General features: G+C 70.0%; 18 protein-coding genes and 1 pseudogene. 8 read left to right on the top strand and 11 right to left on the bottom strand.

All coding sequences use genetic code 11. The features are described 5' to 3' along the window. Positions 1 to 166: 166 nt before the first annotated feature. The 3 genes from ACBJ59_RS58755 to ACBJ59_RS58745 all read right to left on the bottom strand — a co-directional run bounded on the left by ACBJ59_RS58755 (position 167) and on the right by ACBJ59_RS58745 (position 2,495). The gene (locus ACBJ59_RS58755; RefSeq protein ID WP_375118666.1) at positions 167 to 1,084 is read right to left on the bottom strand and encodes an aminoglycoside phosphotransferase family protein; all 918 of its coding nucleotides are present in this window, start codon (positions 1,082 to 1,084) and stop codon (positions 167 to 169) included. Between the two features lie 56 nt (positions 1,085 to 1,140). Then, complete coding sequence (locus ACBJ59_RS58750) at positions 1,141 to 1,284, bottom strand: hypothetical protein (RefSeq protein ID WP_375118665.1); 144 nt, start codon at positions 1,282 to 1,284, stop codon at positions 1,141 to 1,143. Between the two features lie 218 nt (positions 1,285 to 1,502). Further along, positions 1,503 to 2,495 (bottom strand): zinc-binding alcohol dehydrogenase family protein, encoded by a 993-nt coding sequence (locus ACBJ59_RS58745; RefSeq protein ID WP_375118664.1) that lies wholly within the window; start codon positions 2,493 to 2,495, stop codon positions 1,503 to 1,505. Between the two features lie 87 nt (positions 2,496 to 2,582). Between ACBJ59_RS58745 and ACBJ59_RS58740 the strand changes: the two genes are divergently transcribed. Then, a complete protein-coding gene (locus ACBJ59_RS58740) occupies positions 2,583 to 3,005 on the top strand; it encodes a MarR family winged helix-turn-helix transcriptional regulator (protein WP_375118663.1) in 423 nt (140 codons plus the stop codon). Positions 3,006 to 3,872: 867 nt separating this feature from the next. After that, entirely contained in the window at positions 3,873 to 4,706 is an 834-nt protein-coding gene (locus tag ACBJ59_RS58735; protein WP_375118662.1) for a hypothetical protein, read from the top strand. Positions 4,707 to 4,786: 80 nt separating this feature from the next. Here ACBJ59_RS58735 and ACBJ59_RS58730 read toward each other — a convergent pair whose 3' ends face one another. From ACBJ59_RS58730 to ACBJ59_RS58715, 4 genes are all read right to left on the bottom strand, one after another. Continuing rightward, entirely contained in the window at positions 4,787 to 5,101 is a 315-nt protein-coding gene (locus ACBJ59_RS58730) for a transposase (RefSeq protein ID WP_375118723.1), read from the bottom strand. A gap of 95 nt (positions 5,102 to 5,196) precedes the next feature. Next, positions 5,197 to 7,968, bottom strand: coding sequence for a helix-turn-helix transcriptional regulator (locus ACBJ59_RS58725; RefSeq protein ID WP_375118661.1), 2,772 nt, complete (start codon positions 7,966 to 7,968; stop codon positions 5,197 to 5,199). Between the two features lie 245 nt (positions 7,969 to 8,213). Continuing rightward, complete coding sequence (locus ACBJ59_RS58720; protein ID WP_375118660.1) at positions 8,214 to 9,980, bottom strand: MOSC domain-containing protein; 1,767 nt, start codon at positions 9,978 to 9,980, stop codon at positions 8,214 to 8,216. Continuing rightward, positions 9,977 to 10,252, bottom strand: a complete 276-nt coding sequence (locus ACBJ59_RS58715; protein WP_375118659.1) for a hypothetical protein — start codon at positions 10,250 to 10,252, stop codon at positions 9,977 to 9,979. Before ACBJ59_RS58715 ends, ACBJ59_RS58720 begins: the two co-directional genes overlap by 4 nt. A 93-nt stretch (positions 10,253 to 10,345) precedes the next feature. Between ACBJ59_RS58715 and ACBJ59_RS58710 the strand changes: the two are divergent. Continuing rightward, a pseudogene (locus tag ACBJ59_RS58710) lies at positions 10,346 to 10,453 on the top strand (CGNR zinc finger domain-containing protein); the annotation flags it as partial. Between the two features lie 358 nt (positions 10,454 to 10,811). On the opposite strand, the gene ACBJ59_RS58705 reads toward ACBJ59_RS58710, so the two are convergent. The 3 genes from ACBJ59_RS58705 to ACBJ59_RS58695 form a co-directional block, all read right to left on the bottom strand. Then, the gene (locus ACBJ59_RS58705; protein ID WP_375118658.1) at positions 10,812 to 11,402 is read right to left on the bottom strand and encodes a cyanamide hydratase; all 591 of its coding nucleotides are present in this window, start codon (positions 11,400 to 11,402) and stop codon (positions 10,812 to 10,814) included. A 144-nt stretch (positions 11,403 to 11,546) separates the two neighbouring features. Beyond that, the gene (locus tag ACBJ59_RS58700; protein ID WP_375118657.1) at positions 11,547 to 11,840 is read right to left on the bottom strand and encodes a hypothetical protein; all 294 of its coding nucleotides are present in this window, start codon (positions 11,838 to 11,840) and stop codon (positions 11,547 to 11,549) included. An 80-nt stretch (positions 11,841 to 11,920) separates the two neighbouring features. After that, entirely contained in the window at positions 11,921 to 13,009 is a 1,089-nt protein-coding gene (locus ACBJ59_RS58695) for a serine hydrolase domain-containing protein (protein ID WP_375118656.1), read from the bottom strand. A 115-nt stretch (positions 13,010 to 13,124) separates the two neighbouring features. Here ACBJ59_RS58695 and ACBJ59_RS58690 point away from each other — a divergent pair, with 115 nt between their 5' ends. From ACBJ59_RS58690 to ACBJ59_RS58680, 3 genes are all read left to right on the top strand, one after another. Further along, positions 13,125 to 13,787, top strand: a complete 663-nt coding sequence (locus ACBJ59_RS58690; protein ID WP_375118655.1) for a response regulator transcription factor — start codon at positions 13,125 to 13,127, stop codon at positions 13,785 to 13,787. Continuing rightward, entirely contained in the window at positions 13,778 to 14,935 is a 1,158-nt protein-coding gene (locus ACBJ59_RS58685) for a sensor histidine kinase (RefSeq protein ID WP_375118654.1), read from the top strand. Before ACBJ59_RS58690 ends, ACBJ59_RS58685 begins: the two co-directional genes overlap by 10 nt. 518 nt (positions 14,936 to 15,453) lie before the next feature. After that, complete coding sequence (locus ACBJ59_RS58680) at positions 15,454 to 16,044, top strand: RICIN domain-containing protein (RefSeq protein WP_375118653.1); 591 nt, start codon at positions 15,454 to 15,456, stop codon at positions 16,042 to 16,044. Between the two features lie 55 nt (positions 16,045 to 16,099). On the opposite strand, the gene ACBJ59_RS58675 is transcribed toward ACBJ59_RS58680, so the two are convergent. Then, positions 16,100 to 17,080 (bottom strand): glycosyltransferase family 2 protein, encoded by a 981-nt coding sequence (locus ACBJ59_RS58675; RefSeq protein WP_375118722.1) that lies wholly within the window; start codon positions 17,078 to 17,080, stop codon positions 16,100 to 16,102. Positions 17,081 to 17,180: 100 nt separating this feature from the next. On the opposite strand from ACBJ59_RS58675, the gene ACBJ59_RS58670 reads away from it, so the two are divergent. Together ACBJ59_RS58670 and ACBJ59_RS58665 are read left to right on the top strand one after the other, a co-directional pair. After that, the gene (locus ACBJ59_RS58670; protein ID WP_375118652.1) at positions 17,181 to 17,345 is read left to right on the top strand and encodes a hypothetical protein; all 165 of its coding nucleotides are present in this window, start codon (positions 17,181 to 17,183) and stop codon (positions 17,343 to 17,345) included. A 163-nt stretch (positions 17,346 to 17,508) separates the two neighbouring features. Further along, positions 17,509 to 17,754, top strand: coding sequence for a hypothetical protein (locus ACBJ59_RS58665; protein WP_375118651.1), 246 nt, complete (start codon positions 17,509 to 17,511; stop codon positions 17,752 to 17,754). Positions 17,755 to 17,963 lie beyond the last annotated feature (209 nt).

Here is a 17,963-nt window from a genome sequence, read left to right as displayed (position 1 = left end):
GTAGCTCCATGTCGTGGGCGATCCACGCTGCCCGGCGGGTCAGCTTGGGACGCAGCCGGTCCGATGGTCATCCTGGGTTGGCAAGCGAAGTTGCTGGCCAGCCGTTTGGAGTCCTGTCAGGCACGTCATGCACGTAGACCGCGCGAAGGTGTGCGAGCGTGATCGATCAGCGATGGGCTGTTGCGATGAGGCGTCGCAGTGCCGCGTGGGCGGGTGGGCCCCACGTGGCCTTGCCGCCGGGCCGGCCGCGGACGCCGGCTTCTCCGACGTGGATGCCGCCGAGGGCGCGACGTACTGCCCATCCGCGGGCGCGGCGCAGGGTCGCGGCGTCCGGGGCCGGCTGGTAGGCGGCATGGAAGCGGTCGGCGGCGCCGTCCGGCAGCAGGCTCCAGGCGGCGGCGAGGTCGCCGGCCGGATCGCCCGCGAAGAGGTCACCGAAGTCGATCACGCCGCAGAGGGTGCCGTCCGCGGCGAGGACGTTGGCCGGATGCAGGTCGCCATGGAGCCAGAGCGCCGGGCCTGTCCAGTCGGGCGCGGCGACGGCGTCGTCCCAGACCGCGCGTACGGCGTCCGGGTCGGGAATCAACCCCATCTCGGTAGCCGAGGCGAGCCCCTTGAGGAACCCCTCGGAGTAGTCGGCCAGCGGCCCTCCGCGGTCCCGGCCGACGGGTGCCTGTTCGGGGGCGGGTTGGTGCAGTGCCGTCAGGAAGGCGGCCAGGGCGTCGGCCGCCTCCGCGCCGCGCGTGACGGGGGCGCGGTCGGCGGGCTCTCCCGGCACCCAGGTGGTGACGATCCAGGGCCGCGGGAACAGCGCGGAGGGCTCGCCGAGGCGTTGCGGGACGGGAACCGGCAGCGGGAGGCGCGGGGCGAGAGCGGGCAGCCAGGTGAGTTCCTTGAGCAGCAGCTCGTCCGCGGACTCCGTCGCCCAGGGCAACCGGACGGCCAGGTCGTCGCCGAGCCGCCACAGCTGGTTGTCCCAGCCCCGCGCGCCGAGACTCACCGGGCGATCGGCCAGGTCGGGGTGCTGGTCACGCAGCAGATCCCGCACCAGCTCCGCGGTGATCTCGATCTCGGTGTGCGTCATGCGGAGCAACATTAGCCGGATGGTGGCCCGCCCGATTTCTCCCCGGTGCAAGGATTTCAGACCAGGAGACCCAGGGTTTCGGGTGCCTGCCAGGCCGTCTGCTGCCGCTCAGGATCGGCTTCCCGCGGCGAGAACTCGTTGATCAGGTCGGCGAGGGCTTGCCGGTCCTGCGCGGGCCACTCCTGCAGGAGGAAGGCCACCGGCTCGATCGCCTCCGTCCTGGCCGCGGGCGTGATGGCGTTGTGTCGTCGCTGAGGTCCAGCCTGATGACGACCTCCGTGAGGGCCTTGGCGAGGGTGCGTTCGAGCGGGGGTGATGACGGGTTCTTGGCCGATCGTGGGTGTGCGGCGTGTCCGGGGACGGCTGCCTTGACGCGATGACGGTCCCGCTCGGCCCGCCGCCGGCCGCTTGTCGCGTCCTATCCGACCTTGAGGGCCAGCTTCCCCACATAGTGATCCTTCAGGGCGCGATGCGCATCCTTGACTCGCTCCATCGGGAAGGTCCGGGCGACGTGGACCTCGAAGGAGCTCGCCTCGATGATCGCGTTCAGCCGATCGGTGGCGGTGCGGTCCCCGTCGTAGTAGGACACCGTCGCGTCCGGCGGCGTCACAGGCACGGGCAAGCAACCGTTCGGCCAGGCGATCCGTCCCGAACTCTTGATCGCGCGAAGAGACCGTTCGGCGGTCTCGCCTCCCACTGTGACCAGAGCCCCATCGAGCCCGCCTGGCGCGAACTCGAAGGCCGCAGCCGGCACATCGACTTTGCGACCGTCGATGACGGCGTCGGCACCCAGCCGCCGGGCCAGGGCGACACCGTCGTCGCCGGAGGCCACGGCCAGCACTCGGATGCCGCTGTGCCGCGCCAGCTGCACGGCCTGGTGGCCGATGCCCCCGCTGGCCCCGAAGACCATGAGCGTCTCGTCCGGTCGTAGGCCGAGCAGATCGAGACCGCTCAGTGCGGTCAGGGCATCCCACGCCATCGCGCCGGCCTGTTCGGTCGGCAGCCGGTCGGGTACGCGCGCCACGAACTCCGCCTCGACGACGGCGTACTCGGCGTAGGCGCCGCCACGTGGCAAAGGCATCGTCGAAGCGTAGACGCGCTCGCCCACGTCGAACCGGGTGACGTTACGTCCGACCGCGGCCACCGTGCCCGCCGCGTCCCAGCCGAGGACGTAGGGAAAGGTCGACGGGATGCCGAAAGCGCCGTCGTAGTCCCCCTCCCGCTCGACCGCGTCCCAGGACCCGACCCCTGCGAACTCCACCCGGATGAGAACATCGTCGTCGCCGACCTCCGGGAGCGGTATCCGGCGCGGCGAGAGTTCGTCGACTCCGCCGAACCGGTCAAGGACGACCGCGTTCATCTGCGGCACCACGATCGCGCCGCCCGGTGTGCGCTCGACTCTGCTGTCCATCGGCCCTCCTTGTTTACTTGAGTGAATCAAGTATCATTGGACCACAGCTATTTGAGCGAATCAAGTAACTCCTCTAAGCTGGGGGTCATGGCGCTGCCGAACGGACCCGTAGCCACCTCGTCCGAGGCCGAGGCCGCCTTGTTCGACCTGGTGGACGTATATGACCGCGCCTACGAGGCGGCCGCGGCCGAGCTGTCGCTCAGCGCGGCGCAGGCATGTGTGCTCGGGCGACTCGACGAGCGGCGCGGTATGGGCGCCCTGGCCGAGGAGCTCGGCTGCGATGCCTCCAACATCACCCAGATCGTCGCGCGTCTCGAAGCGCTCGGCCTCGTGACCCGCGAACCGAATCCCCGGGACCGCCGCGCACGCCTCGTCGCGCGAACCCCCCGCGGAGACGAGATCAACCACCGGTTCGCAACAGCCTTCACCTTCGCCCGCACGGCGGTCGGACGGCTCTCCCCCGACGAACAGGATCAGTTGACGGCGCTGCTGCGCAAAGCACTGGGCTGACACGCGCCCGCAGCCCCACCCGACCAAGGTGGATCCAACGGCGTTTCGCAGAGCAGCCGCCACAGCGCCCGCTCTCGTAGGGGGATGTCGCGGCTCGACAGCAGCCGGTGGATCGTGGTCTTGGCGCGACCGCGCGGGTCTCGTCGGTGGTTTCCTTGCGGCGTGCGGCGTGCGGCGTGCGGCGTCGGCCGGACCGACGGCGCGGCCCAGTGCTTCTTGATCTGACACCAGGTCGGCCAGGAGGTGACGGCGACGCGGTTGCGGTCCCAGGTCGCGGGGCGCCTGGTTGTGGTCGCCGGGATGGTGGTGGACGTAGCCCAAGGTGTCCCAGGCCGACGCTTCGGCGGCCGTCATGTTCTGCTCGGCCAGGCGTGCGATGGCCTGCTCGCAGTAGGTGATGGCGTCGGCGTACCGGCCGAGCAGGGCGTGGTACCAGGCGACGGAGGCGAGCTCCCTAGCGTGGCCGGGCGGGTTGCCGACGTCGAGGTAGTGGCCGAGAGCGGCCAGGGAATGCCGCAGAGCATCGTCGTGTTCACCAAGCTCGCCGTGGTCGTGGTGACGCGAGCCTGCTCGCCTAGCCGGCTCGCCGGCCCGCCACGGCCGGATCGCCGGCACCCATCCGTCCGCGAAACGACCGGATCACCGACGAGTTCGGCAGCTGCCCCAGGCCCACGTCGCGGAAGTACCGGTACTGGGTGAACAGTGCGGTGCCGGATGTCCATCTGCTGCTACAGCCCGGCCTCGCATGGTGCGTGTGTCATGCGCGACGAGGCAGTACTCGCTGGCCAGGATCGCCGCCGGGCTTGACTGAAGATCTTTGGTGCATCAGATTGTTCGCGTCCGACCGGAGCGTCCCGAGGAATCCACATGAAGCGAACCGCCGCCGGCCTCGCCGCGGCCATCGGCCTGTTACAGCTCACCGCCGCCACCGCGTACGCCGCTCCCGCGGTCGACCCGGTCAAGGCGCTCCAAGCCGAGCTGACGCGCGGCAGGGCTGTCGACGTCGTGTCCACCGCCAAGGACGACTACGGGCGCGGGCTGTTCATCACCTACCGCATGAACGGCATCATCGGCTTCGGCCCCGAAGGCGAGATCGCCGCCGACCTGTCGCAGACCATGCGCGGCAGCGACAAGCTGCTCGACGCCGCCGAGGACCCGGAGAGCAAGGAGAGGCTGGCCCGGGACCAGAAGCCGGTCAGGATCATCTCATCGCGCTACGACGACTACGTCTCGGGCCCCCTGGTGGACGAGGCGTTGCCCGAGGGGATCAAGTGGGTGCGCTTCCGGCACACCGATCTGCCCACCAGCGACAGGCTGCTGGAGGTCCTGGAGCCGGCCACGCTGAAGACCCTCCTGGCGCATCGCAGTTCCTACCGCGGCGGGGTGCTGACGGGGAAGATCAACACTGACGTGCTGGTCAAGGCGTCCCCGGCCTTCGTCTCACGCTTCGGCCTCCGCTCCAAGAGCGGCCGGGTCGGGACCATCTCCTACACCATCCGGTTCGGCCCGACCGGCCTGGTACAGCGGGTGCAGGCCAAGGCAGTCATGCCCTTCTACGACGAGTCCATGCGCATCGAGTCGGACACCCGCTACAGCTGGGGCCGCCGGGCCGGCGTGCTGCTGCCCGCCGAAGGGGAGGTGATCGACCGGGAGGAACTCGGGGAGAAGCTGCCCTACGAGGTACCCGGCGGCTGGAGCTGATCAGCAGTTCCCGGCCGGAGCCGGGACCCGGCGGGGGTGCCCAGACGGCGTATGTGCAGGACTCTGCTGGTCAACTCGTTTCAGGTGGTCAGGGTTGGCCCGGGTCGGGCCACGTGACTGGTGCGTTTGCGCTGCAGAGGGTGGCCGTTCCACCAGGCGTCCAGGCGGATCAGGTTGACCACGATCGCGGAGACGACGGGTTCGGGGTGGACTTTCTTGATGCCGCGGTAGCGGGCGCGGCGCAGGCCGGTGACGATGACGGTGACGGCTTGGTGGATGGTGGCCTCGATGCCGCACCGGAGGGCGTAGCGGTCATGCCAGGCGGGGTGGTCTGTTCGGTGCGGGCGGCGTCGAGGACTTCCTGGATCGCTCTGGGTGCAGCGATGGCCTGCCAGAGGTCACAGACGGCATGTCCCGGGGTGCTGCCGCCGGTGCGCGGGCCGGAGGTCTCCGCCGATGCTCGCCACCGCGACCCATGGATGGCCTCGGCTCACGGCCGGTCGTGGCCGTTGTCGAGCAGCGCCTGCGGGAGTTGGTGGCGAGAGGCGATGCCGAGCTTGGTGAACACCTTGCTCAGGTGGTATTCGACGGTGCGCGGGCTGAGGAACAACTGGGCGGCGATCTCTGCGTTCGACAGGCCCGTCCTGGCCAGCCTGGCGATCTGGCCCTCCTGAGGGGTGAGCTGGTCCGCTTTGTCGGTGGTGCGCTTGCGTACGGTCTCGCCGGTGGCCAGCAGTTCGTTGTAGGCCCGCCCGGCGAAAGCCTCCATGCCGATCGCGTTGAACATGTCGTGCGCGGTGCGCAGTTGCGTCCGGGCGTCGGCCCGCCGGCCTTCGCGGCGCAACCACTCGCCGTAGAGCAGGTGCGCGCGGGCGAGTTCGGTGCGAATGCCGGTGCTGCTCAGCCGGTCCACCGCTTCGCGATACCAACGCTCGGCCTCCTCGCCACCACTGAGCAGCGCCCGGGACCGCGCGTAGAGCCCCGGCCCCCAGCCACCGTCACCGATGGCGGTCGCCTCGGCCAGCCGGTCGAGCGCCTCCGTGGCCTGCCGGGTCTGTCCGGTTCTGCTGGCCGCCTCGACCAACTCGGAAAGCGCCCACATGGAGACGTGCATCTCAGGCGCCCCAGGGGCGGCTTGGGCGGCTTGCGCCGCGACAAGGGCCTCTTCGTAACGGCCGAGCCCGTTGTTGAGTACGGCCCCCACCCACTGCGCGAATTGTTCCCCCACACCCTGGCCGGAAGCCCGGGCCTCCACGGTCACGCGCTCGATGAGCGGGGCGGCCTCGGCTTCGGTCCCTCGGAACGCGGCGAGCATCACGACCCCAGTGGCGAAGCTCCGGCTCCCTGTCGCAGTCGCGATCGCCTCTGCCTCCGCGACCAGCGAAGCGGCCTCCGCGAAATCACCGCGCCAGGTCTCCAAGACGGCCATCGCGTTCACCCAGATCCCCAGCGGGCCGAGCAGTCCCGCCTCACGGCAGTACTGAAGCTCGCGGGACTGCATCGCGTACCAGCACTTCTCGTCCCACAGCGCCGACGCGGCGACGGCCGCCATCGGGCTCCATTGCAGGCGCTCCGCCAGGGTGATCTCCCCTTCGGCGAAGACCCAAGCCGACCGTCTCAGCAATGGCGCAGCCGCGGCGCGTCCCTCGGTGACCAGGACCGCCAGCGCGTCCAGCAGCAGGTCCGGCGGCCGGATCGCGCCCGAAGGCGGCGAAGCCGATCGGGCGGCCCGGGAGATCTCGTGCAGGTCGTCGGTGCCCGCGAACCGCCCGGCGAACAACGCGGCATACCAGGCTTCCAGGTACGTCTGCCGCGCGAGCGCGGGATCCAGCGACCCCAGTCGCTTGGCCGCCCTCGCCAGTATCGGCGGAGCGTCGCCCCCCATGCTGGAGGCGAACGCGATCTGCCCGTGCACCAGGTCGACACGGGCCTGCTGGAGTTCGTCCAGCGGTCCTGCCGCCGCGATCGCGAGCAGGCCGGACGCAGCGTCGAACGCGCCGGCCAAGACATTCGCCTGTGCGGCGGTCAGGGCCCGTTCGGATCGTGGTCCGGGGTCGCTCGTCAGCTCGGCCGCGCGTTGCAGGAACGCCGCCGCCGCGGCTATGCCGCCGCGGGCCTGTGCACGGTCCGCCGATCGCTCCAGTTCCGCGGCCACCTCTTCGTCGGGTCCGGGGGCTGCCGCGGCCAGATGCCAGGCCCGCCGATCGGGGTCATGGTCGCGGTCGGTCTCCTCGGCCAGCGCCCGGTGCGTCGCCCGCCGTTCCTGTAGCGACGCTGCCGAGTACACCGCCGACCGTACGAGCGGATGCCGGAACCGCACCCCCGTTCCCATATGCAGGAGCCCGTCGGTCTGAGCGGTCTCCGCGGCGGAGGCGGAGATTCCGAGCCGCCCGGCCGCCTGCCAGATCAGTACGGGGTTACCCGTCGGCTCGGCTGCGGCCACCAGCATCAGCGCCCGCGTCTCGGCCGGCAGCGCCTCCAGCCGGCGCCGGAAGCCCTGCTCGATCCGCGCTGGGAGCGCCTGTGCCTCGACCAGTCCGAACCCGCCCGCCAGCTGTATGGGGCTCAGCCCGCGCGGTAACTCCAGCAGCGCCAGCGGGTTGCCGTTCGTCTCGGCCAGGATCCGATCCTTGACCCGTTCGTCCAGCTGGAAGGGGACCACTGAGCGCAACAGCGTGAGGGATTCTTGCGCCGGCAGGCCGCGCACCTCCAGATCGGCCAAGCCTTGGAGTTGCTCTTCCGGTTCGCGCACGGCGAAGATCAGCCCCACCGGTTCGGCCAGCAGCCGTCGTGCCACGAACGCCAGCACCTGCGCTGACGACCGGTCCAGCCACTGCGCATCATCGACCACGCACAAAAGCGCGCGTTCCTCCGCCGCCTCCGCCAGCAAGGTCAACACCGCCAGACCCACCAGGAACCGATCTGGCGCGCCCCCTTCCCGTAGCCCGAACGCGGCTTCCAGCGCATGACGCTGCGGACCGGGCAGGCGCTCGAGCCGGTGCAGCAGCGGCGCGCAGAGCAGATGCAGGCCGGCGAACGCCAGCTCCATCTCCGACTCGACCCCGGCCGCTCGCGCCACGCGTATATCGGCCGCCGCCTCCACCACATGCCCCAGCAGCGCCGACTTGCCCACCCCCGCCTCACCGCGCAGCACCAGCGCCCGGCCACGTCCATCCCGCAGGTCCCCCAGCAGGCCATCGAGCACCGCGCGTTCTCGCTGCCGGTTCAACAGCGGCGGCCTCGGATCAGACAACGTCGGCATGACCTTTCGCCCCCATCCAGCCGCCGGCCCCCCGGCGGCGTGGTCAAGCCAGCGACCATCGGGCACCCGCAAGCGATGCCGTTCTTGCGATCAAGATGATAATCGCTACGGCAAACCCAGGTGCGGCCCGCAAGAGCCACCCGTTCGCCGTCCACGGACACCTCACCGATGGCGGTGCCGTGCCAATACTCGTGTACTGGGTCTCGCCTGGGATGTAACGATCGCCAAGCCGCTCGCCGCTTCCATCACATGTCCACGACGATGTCGGTGGCGGGCTGGGCGCAGCACGTGAGCACCTGCCCGTCGGCCGGTGGTTCCAGCGGGTCCGGGGAGTAGGTGACCTGGCCGGACAGCAGGGGCGTGATGCAGGTGTGGCAGACGCCGGTGCGGCAACTCCAGCGGGTGGGGATGTCGCAGGCCTCGGCGAGTTCGAGCAGGCTGTGGCCGCCGGCGGTGAAGCGGGTGGTGATGCCGCTGCGGGCGAAGGCCACCTGCGGCCCGGTTCCGGGCGGCCCGGGCGGCTGGTGCGGCGCCCGTTCAGGCTGCCTGGTGAGGCCCGGGTTGATGAGGGGCAGGGCTCCGAACACCTCGGTGTGGATGCGGGGCAGGTCGATCCCGGCGGTGGTGAGGGCGTCGGTCATGTCGGCCATGAAGGCGAGTGGCCCGCAGACGTACGCGGTCGCGGTGGCCGGGATGGACAGCGCGCGGAGCCTGTCCCTGGTGAGGCGCCCGGGAGCGGCGTCCTTGGCGCGCCGTTCCTCGGGTGTGGCGGCGCTGTAGAAGATGTGCTCGTGGGCGCGCGGCAGGGATGCGAGCAGGGAGTGCGCTTCGGCCGCCAATGGATGCTCTTGCGGCCGGCGGGCACCGTGGATCCACCACACCTCTCGGTCGCTGCGGCGAGCGGCGAGCTCGTGCAGCATGGACAGCACCGGTGTGAGACCGATGCCGGCGGAGACCAGCAGGACCGGGCCGGTGCCGGCGTCCAGGACGAACTCGCCGCGCGGCGCGGCGGCGTCGAGGATCATGCCCGGCCGCAGCGTGGTGGTCAGGTAGCCGCTCACGATGCCGTGCGATTCACGCTTGACGCTGATGCGGTAGCAGTCGGCGTCGGGCGCGGAAGACAGGGAGTAGCTGCGTACCGGGGCGGGCGTGCCGGCGCCGGGGATCCGCAGCGTCAGGTACTGGCCGGCCTGGGTTGCCGGGAGGCGGGTCCCGTCCGCGGCGGCGAGGTAGACGGAGGAGACGGTCGTGCTCTCCGGGACGACCTCGGCGACCTTCAGTGCGCGGAATCCGGTCCAGGCCGGCTCGGCGTGCTCGGGCGCGCCGGCGGCAGCGTCGGCCGCTTGGAGCAGGTCGCGGAAGGATTGCTGCCAGCCAGGGCTGAGGGCGGGGATCTGGGTGGCGAGGCGGAGCTTGGCGGGGTCGCGGCCGGGGAGGTAGAGCAGCGCGTCGGCGTCGGTCACGGTCAGCGCGCCGGGTCCGGTACGGGTCTTGATGATCTGGTCGCCGGCCTGGATGGTGCCTTCGCGGATGACCCGCATGTAGAAACCGGGACGGTGGTGGCCGACCAGCAGGGCGGGCAGTTCGGGCTCGCCCATGCGCAGGCCGACCCGGTAGCAGGTGACCCGAGGCTGCGTGACCTCGAACTCGGCCTGGCCGATGCGGTACCGGTCGCCGATGCACACCTCGTCGTCGGGCAGGCCGTCGACGGTGAGGTTCTCGCCGAACTGGCCGTAATCGAAGTCGTCGCGTCGGAAGTACTGCTGCCAGTATCGGTAGGAGTCGATCTGGTAGACCAGCACGGCCCGCTGCTCGCCGCCGTGGCCCTGCAAGTCGCCTTGGCCGTCGCCGTCGAGGTTGAGCCGGCGGGCCATCACGGGGCCGTGCACGGGGTGCTTCCAGACGCCGGTGTAGACGGTCTTGCCCTGCCAGGGCACGTTCTTCGGCATGCCGACGTTGACCGACAGCAGCACCGGCGGCAGGTGGCCGCTGTCTGACACGGGCGCGGTCATGGCAGTCTGCCCAGATCCAGCTCGCTGCCGGTGAGGTCGCGGTCGGCGCCGTGCGGGATCACGGCCTTGCCGGGCTCCGGCCGCAGCCGGGCGCCGTCGAGGTGCACCTCGACCAGGTCAGGCTCGACGGCCTGGGCAGGGAGGCGAAGCTGCGGCACGTACTGGAGGTCCGGCAGGCGCCGCAAGCGGTCGTTCGCGGCGACAACCTCCCGGACGTGCTGGCCCCAGCGTTGCACGGCGTGACCCGCGTACCGGCAATCAAGGGCGGCCACATCGCCTGAACCCTCAGCGTCCGACCGGAACGCGAAGTCGCCGTACGAGCCGTCCTCGCGTGGGACGAACTCGCCAAGCACAGTCCGGGGCGGCTGCGCCCCTGCGCGAACGACGAATGCCGCCTGTTCCTCATCGACCGCAGCAAGGCCGATGCCGCCCGATGGTGCTCGATGGCAGTCTGCGGCAACAGGATGACGCGACGCGCCGGTCGGCGTGGACCCTCGGGAGCACAACCGCCACCCGCGGACGGTGGTGGAGCGGTGGTCGACGGCCGCCGCCGACAGTCCTGCGTACATAGACCAACGTTGGTACCCGCCGGGCACGCGACATCCCGACAGTTGACCATCATCTTGACCATTTTTGATGTGGCCGCAACCCTACGCAGGGCCGTCAGAAGCCCGCTCTCGCAGAAGACCTTTCCATCTCTGTCGCGGACCATGCAAGCGGCGGCGGCACCTGACACGGAATCTGTCGTTGACGCGGTTCCCCAGACCTCTGTTGCGGATCCACGACCGTCTGGAAGCCGTCGGTTCCCCTCACATCCCACACGGGGCTCGGTCAGGAGGGCGAAAGGTCTTCGAGGGGGTTGGCGGCGCTGCGTGCGGCAAGGTCGTTGCGGACCGAGGCGGCGGCGGCACTGGCCGGCTTGCGCCTCGCCTGGTCCTCGAAGGAGGCCAGGAAGTCCCCGGCGAATCCCAGCCGGGGATAGCGGGCAAGCATGTCCGCTCGTGCGTCCGCCGGGAACTGCTCGGCATGCCGTCCGACGGTCTCCCAGCTCGTGGCGACCTGCAGCAGGTGCGCCTCGGGGTCGGCGGCCGCGGACACATCCTCGCGCATGTGCAGCACGATGATCTCCTCGGCCCTGGCGGCCCGCTCCGCCGGCCAGCCGGCCGCCGTACCGAAGACCCAGGCCAACTGGCCCCCCGCCTCCTCGAACGGCACTGCGTGGCTGTCGAACGCCTCCGTCAGTCCGATGTCGTGGAGCAGCGCCGAGACGTAGTACAACTCGTCGTCGTAGGCGATGCGGTGCGCCGCGCCGTACATCGCTCCCCAAAGGTAGGACCGGACGCAGTGGTTGAGCAGCGCCGGTGAGCAGAAACGCCTGGCCACCGACAGCGCCGCCGTGGCAGCGGGAGTCTCCGGGAACATGAGCTCAGTCTCCCGTACGCCCCCGGCCCCGGCCTCCGGTCCAGGGCGCGTGTCGTGAGCGCCCTGGAAAGATCGCCGAGCTGAGCGGCCAACCACGTGACCGTGCCTCCGGGTCCGCCTTGCCGTCGATGGTGGCCATACCCGTCAAGAACCACCCGGGCCGGCGGCGGCCGACTCCTTCTGGCACTTCTCTTCGGCGGCCTTGAAGTCGGGGTCCTCGCCGGCCTCCTGGGTGATGAGCATCCTGCCGTCCTCCGGGTCGGGATACGCCTCGACACCGTTGTCACGCATGCACTGAGCGAACTTCAGCGCCTTCTCCCGGGAGTCCGCGCTCGGCGAAGCGCCGGCCGCGGCCTTGTCGCCGGTGCCGCAACCGGTCAGCAGCAGGGCGAGCGCGAACGGTGCCGTGACCAGCGCGTCCAGGATTCGTCGTCTCATGGAAGCTCTCCTCGTCGAAGTGAGTCGAAGTGAGTCGAAGTGAGTCGAAGTGAGTCGAAGTGAATGGCGGATGACCCCGGTCACGGGCCGGGGCAGAGCACCGCTTCGGCGGCCTTCTTCATGGCGTCGCCGACGGCCATGGCCTTCTCGTTGCCGATCTTCAGGGTGGCGGCCATCGCGAAATGGGTCCGGCCGTCGGTCGAGGAGAAGGTGACAGAGCTGACGCCGGGCAGGCCGCCCGAGGCCGAGGAGACCGTGCCGCCGCACAGCTCGGGGAAGGGCCGCGGCATCTGCTTCTGCAGGTCCGGCGGCACCAGCTCGCCCTGGTTGAGCGCGCGGTAGAAGGCGCTGACGTCGTGCGCGGTGGAGATCGCGCCTTCGGCGCCATAGGTGGTGGCGTTGAGCCGGTCGACGTCGCGCGGCCTGCCCTTGGCGTCGGGATAGTAGCCATGCCCGTGCGGGCCCTTGATCCGGTCGGAGACCTTGGTGGCCAGATAGGTGTGGTTCATGCCGAGCGGGCCGAACAGGCGCCGCTCGAACTCGGCGGCCCGGTCGTGGCCGGTCACCCTCTCGATGATCATGCCGAGGAGGATGTAGTTGGTGGTGGAGTAGAGATACTTTCCCGGCTCCCCCTGGGGGGCGGTACGTGCGGCTTTGACCAGGTCGATCGGCTTGTAGGAGGTGGTGAAGTCGAAGACGTCGAACTTCCCGCCGAGCGAGTCGGGGATGCCCGAGGTGTGGCGGAGCAACTGCTGCACGGTGATCTCGTCGGCCCGGTGCACGTAGTCGTGTTCGGCCATCTCGGGCAGGAGGCTGCTGAGCTTGTCCTCCAGCTTGAGTTTGCCCTCCCCGACCAGTTGCAGCACTATCGCGGCTTCCATCAGCTTGGTCTGGGAGGCGATGCGGTAGCGGGAGTCCGAGGGGATGCGCCCGCCCTTTCCGCCGAGCAGGCGTGAGCCCGCCGTGCCCCGGCCCACGCGCTTGCCGTCGACGTACACCTCACCGACGGCACCCACCACGCCCGCGGTCCTCGCCACGCTCTCCATCGCCTGCTGTACGTCTCCCAGCCGGGCCTGGCCGGCTGCGAGTGCGGGTGCGGGTGCGTGGAGGCTCAAGGCCAGCAGGGCGGAGGCGAGCCCGGTCGTGCCGGCCGTTCGTGCACGGCTCATCGTGTGATCCTCTCTACGGGGGTTCGAGGGTGATCACATCTACCGGCCGGCGCTTATCGGCGGGCGATCGGCGGACCATATGTGGTCCATATGCGGACGTTGCGATACTTTCCGGATGCGTGTGCTCCTGGTCGAAGACGAGCAGCCCCTGGCCAGGTACATCCAGGCCGGGCTGCGCAGGCACGGCTTCACCGTCGACGTCGCCCTGGACGGCCGGAGCGCGCTGGACAAGTGCGAGCTCACCCCGTACGAGGTGGTGGTCCTGGACCGGGACCTGCCCATCGTGCACGGCGATACGGTGTGCCGCCGGCTCGCCCAGCGGGGCGAGTCGCGGGTGCTGATGCTGACCGCGTCCGACGCCGTGCAGGACCGGGTGGGCGGGCTGATGCTGGGCGCCGACGACTACCTGGGCAAGCCGTTCGCCTTCTCCGAGCTGGTCGCCCGGGTGCACGCCCTGGTACGGCGCAGCGCGCCGGCCCGCCCGCCGGTGCTGCGGGCCGGCGACGTGATGCTGGATCCGGCCCGGCGCAGCGCCGAGCGGGACGGCCGGCTGCTGCGCCTGACCCCCAAGGAGTTCGGCGTGCTGGAGCAGCTGCTGGCCGCCGCCGGTGACGTGGTGAGCGCGGAGACGCTCCTGGAGCGGGTATGGGACGAGCACGCCGACCCGTTCACCAACGCGGTCCGGATCACCGTCGGCACGCTGCGCCGCAAGCTCGGCGACCCGCCGCTGATCGAGACCGTCATCGGCGCCGGCTACCGGATCGGCCCGTGCGGCTGACGGCCCGGGCCCGGCTCGCCCTGCTGCAGACCGCCCTGGTGCTCGCCGCCGGGATCGCGCTGACCGGGCTCACCTACCTGCTGATGAACCGGCGCCCCGCCCTCGTCACCCACCTGGATCCGGCCGGCCAAGACCCACAGGGCACCCTCCAGCTGATGCCGCCGCAGCCGCAGGACCTGCACGATCTCGCCGACCGGGTGCAGGCCGACACCCTGTCCGCGCTGCTGCCCCAGGCCGGTCTGGCGCTCGTCGTGGTGACCGCCTTGGCCGCCGCGCTGAGCTGGCTGGTGGCCGGCCGGGTGCTGCGGCCGATCCGCGCGATCTCCGTCGCCGCCCGGCGGTTGTCGGCCGAGAACCTCACCGCGCGGGTACCGGTCACCACCCCCGCTGACGAGCTGTCGGCGCTGGCGAGCACGGTCAACGACATGCTGGACCGCATCCAGCACGGCGTCGCCGAACGCGACCGGGTCCTGGACGGCCAGCGGCTGTTCACCGCCAACGCCGCCCACGAGCTGCGTACCCCGCTGACCACCGCCCGCACCGCCATCGACGTCACCCTCGACGGAGATCCCAACCCGGCCGACCTGCTGGCGATGGCCGGCGACGTCCGCGACGCCGTCGAGCACATGCAGCGCGTCCTGGACGGGCTGCTGCTGCTGGCCCGCAGCCAGGCGGGGCTCGGCGCGCGGGAACCAGGTGACCTGGCCGTCATCGCGGCCGACGTTCTCGACGCCGTCCAGACGCGGGCGGCAGCGGCCGACGTCACGGTACGATCCCGGCTCCGGCCGGCACCGGTCACCGGTGAACCCATCCTGCTGGAACGGATGATCGGCAACCTCGTCGACAACGCCCTGCGCTACAACCGGGCGGGCGGCCACCTGTCACTCGACACAGGCACGGCGGATGGGCGCGCCGTCCTGCGGATCTCCAACACCGGCCGGGAGATCGCGCCCGAGCAGGCGGAGACGCTGCTGGAACCGTTCGTGCACGGGCAAGGCACTCGCGTCCGCACCGAGGGCCTGGGGCTGGGGCTGACGATCGTCCGCGCGGTCACCCTCGCCCACCAAGGACACATCGCGGTCACCGCCCGCAGCGGGGGCGGCCTCGACATCACCATCGATCTCCCCGTAGGAAGCATCGCCCAGTGAGACACGCAGGCATGAGCCCGAGCTTGCAGGGCGGAGGCTTCCCCGCAGAACCGGCACAGGCAGAACTGGGCCCGCTCGGCCGAAGGTGGACCCAGTCCGGTCACCCCACCGGGGCGGCGCGGTGATCGGGCAAGACCGAGACGGTTCCCGTGTTCACCCGCTGTTCGATCGACGAAGGAGGAGCCCTGCTATCCCCCGCGCATCGCCGGCCAGCGGGTTCTGGACGTCTTCGCCCGCGAGCTGGCCGGTGAAGCCCAAGGTGTACACGCGGGCCAGGGCCTCCTCCGCTTTGGCGTCGGGAGTCGAGCCCTGAGGGGTTGCCGGACCCCCGTACGAGGAAATGTGATGTCCTCTGCGCAGAGTGCGCCGGGCGGTGGCTTGTGGACTTGGTGAGATCCTGGCCATGCCATTGGCCTTCGCCAGGAGCGGTTCCGATAGGCTTCTTGGAAGTCGTCGACTGATATCAAGCGCGGCTTGGTGTTCTGCCTCTGCTCGCAAGAACCTTTCGGGGGGACGCGATGTTGAGAAGACAATTCACGATCTTCCTTAATGCGCTCAGCGCATCCTTTCTGTTCTTCGCAGACACGTCTCCGGCTTTCGCGAGCATGCATCGCGATGGCCCCTCAACCTACATCACCAACAGGCTGTCCGGCCTGCCCGCAGACATATCAATACCCGCGAGCTGCTATATCCCTGACAACCCCGCATGCGTCAACGGAACGCCTGTGCTGCTGGGGCAGCGTAACAGCAACACCAAATTCTACTTTCGCTACAAGGAAGGCGGATGGAGCGAGATCGTGTGGTTCGCGGACTACTGCCTGGATGTTTCGGGCTTCGGCACCAACAACGGGGCCAGGGTGATTCTCTGGCAGTGCCATGGAGGCCCCAATCAGCTCTTCAGGCCGCAGGCGTTCCAGATAGATTGGTTCGGCGGCAATGACCCCAACACCAGGCTCCTGGAAGGCCGCCAAAGCGGCAAGTGTCTCGATGCCGCAAACCCATCCGCACCCGCACCGCCTCGGGTTGGCGCCCCCTTGCAGATGTGGGACTGCATTGGAGATACCGATGCCTGGAACCGCATCAATCAAGATTGGGCTTTCGAGTCGTAGCGCCGTATTTGCTTGTCTCGTGCCGGTTTCCCTGGTGGTCGGTCTCACCGATCGGCTACGACCACGCCGCCCGCACGGCGAGCAGCTCGACTGTTCCTGACGACGAACGCGGGCTCGTCGTAGACGGGTTGGCGGCGGTCTCAGTGAGCGCCTGGCTGCTCCGCAGAGGTGCATGACCGCGTGTGCTCAGCCCAGCGCGGGTTCCCGGTCTCCGTCCTCCTGCAGGGCGGCGGCACCGGGAACGTCGACGAGGCCGTGCTCCGTGAGCTCCACAGTAGTGGCGTCGGCCGGGCCGGAGGAGCTGGAAGAGCGCCTTGTAGGCGGCCACGCTCATCAACGCCCAGTAAAGAGGGATGGACAACATCGCGCGGACCGCGGAGAAGAGGCGGCGTTCCAGGCAGCCGGCCATCATGCAGTAGATCATCAGGAAGTTGCCGATGACCATGGCGGCGGCGCCGCGGTAGAGCGAGGCGGGCGGGAAGAGTGCCTGCACATAGCGGGTGCCGGTGCACAGGTAGAGGAGCGTCAGCGCCCAGAAGAACGGGTTCGCCAGGGTGGTCAGCGTGGGCAGGCCCATGGTGAGGTGGAAGGCGAGGGTCCGTCTGGTGCCCAGCTCCCGCCACAGCCGCAGCGGGTGGCGCGTGTGGACGAGCCAGGTCTGGAGGTAGCCTTTGATCCAGCGGCTGCGCTGCCGGATCCAGTTGCCCAGGCGGCTGTTGGCCTCCTCTTCGGTCACCGAGACCATCATGCGTACGTCCCAGCCACGGCGGGCGATGCGGATGCCCAGGTCGGCGTCTTCCGTGACGTTGTAGGTGTCCCAGCCGCCCAGGGCCAGCCGCGCGTCGGCGCGGAAGTGGTTGGAGGTGCCGCCGAGCGGGATCGGCAGCCGGTAGCGGTCGAGTCCGCGCAGCACGAGGCTGAAGTGGGCGGCGTACTCGGCGGCGAAGCGACGGGTCAGCCAGTTGGTCCACGGGTTAACGACAAGTGCCTGGACGTGAGCGGCGCGACCCTGAACGACAGGGCGCCCATCGTGCAGTTCCGCTGCTGGAACAACGCCAACCAGCGCTTCCGCCTGGAACGGCCCATGTCGACGATCGGCATGTGACGCCCCGCGACATCAAGGAGACCTGGGCGACATGGCGGAGCCACGGGCCGGGTCCGTCATCGCCGACGCCGCAGCCGGTCAGGCCGGTGTGGACATCGTCATCCCGGCGCTCGACGAGGAGCGCGCCCTGGGGGCTGCATCCGGACGCTGGTCGCCCATCTGGGCGGGTTCCCCCTGCCGCGGGTTTGGCCGGTGAGCTGGCCGGGGTGCACCCGACACCGGGTTGCTGCTGCTCGCCGAGCACAACGGGCTGCGCGTGCACGAGGTGCCCGTCGACTGGATCGAGGACGCCGACTCCCGGGTCCGCATCGCGTGGCGGTCACCCGGCCCTAGCCGACGCGCAGCTCGCCCGCCCCCGCATGGCGTCGTTGCCCCCGGTCGCGGCCGGAGCTCTCGGCTGCCTGCTGCACACGCTGACCTACCAGCTCTTGCGCCCAGCCTGGGCACCGGCCGCTGCCAACCTCGGCGGGCTCGTCCTGGCCGGCCTGGCCCCCCACGGCACCGCCGGCCATCTGCGCCCGGTCACCCACTTCGCCACGGCGTGCGTCCTGGCACGTACGGCTCTGAACGGCCGAAACAGCGCGCGGACCCGTAGGCGCGGATGACCGCCTGGATCCAGTCACTCAGGCTCCGCACACGCTCAAGGCCCCGGATCGCGACCCACCTATTCGGTGTTGCTATGTACCGGTAGTCGGTGTTACTTTGTACCGGTAGTCAGCGACACCAAGTAGCTGAGGGGGTGTTCCGTGGGCAGGCAGCTGACCGAGATGCTCAAGGGGACGCTGGAGGGCATCGTCCTGGCGTTCCTGGCCGG

It is taken from the genome of Nonomuraea sp. MTCD27 (assembly GCF_041950495.1).
Classification (GTDB): Bacteria; Actinomycetota; Actinomycetes; order Streptosporangiales; family Streptosporangiaceae; genus Nonomuraea.
Note: the sequence above shows the minus strand (reverse complement) of the source record. Positions and strands in the feature narration are given on the sequence as shown.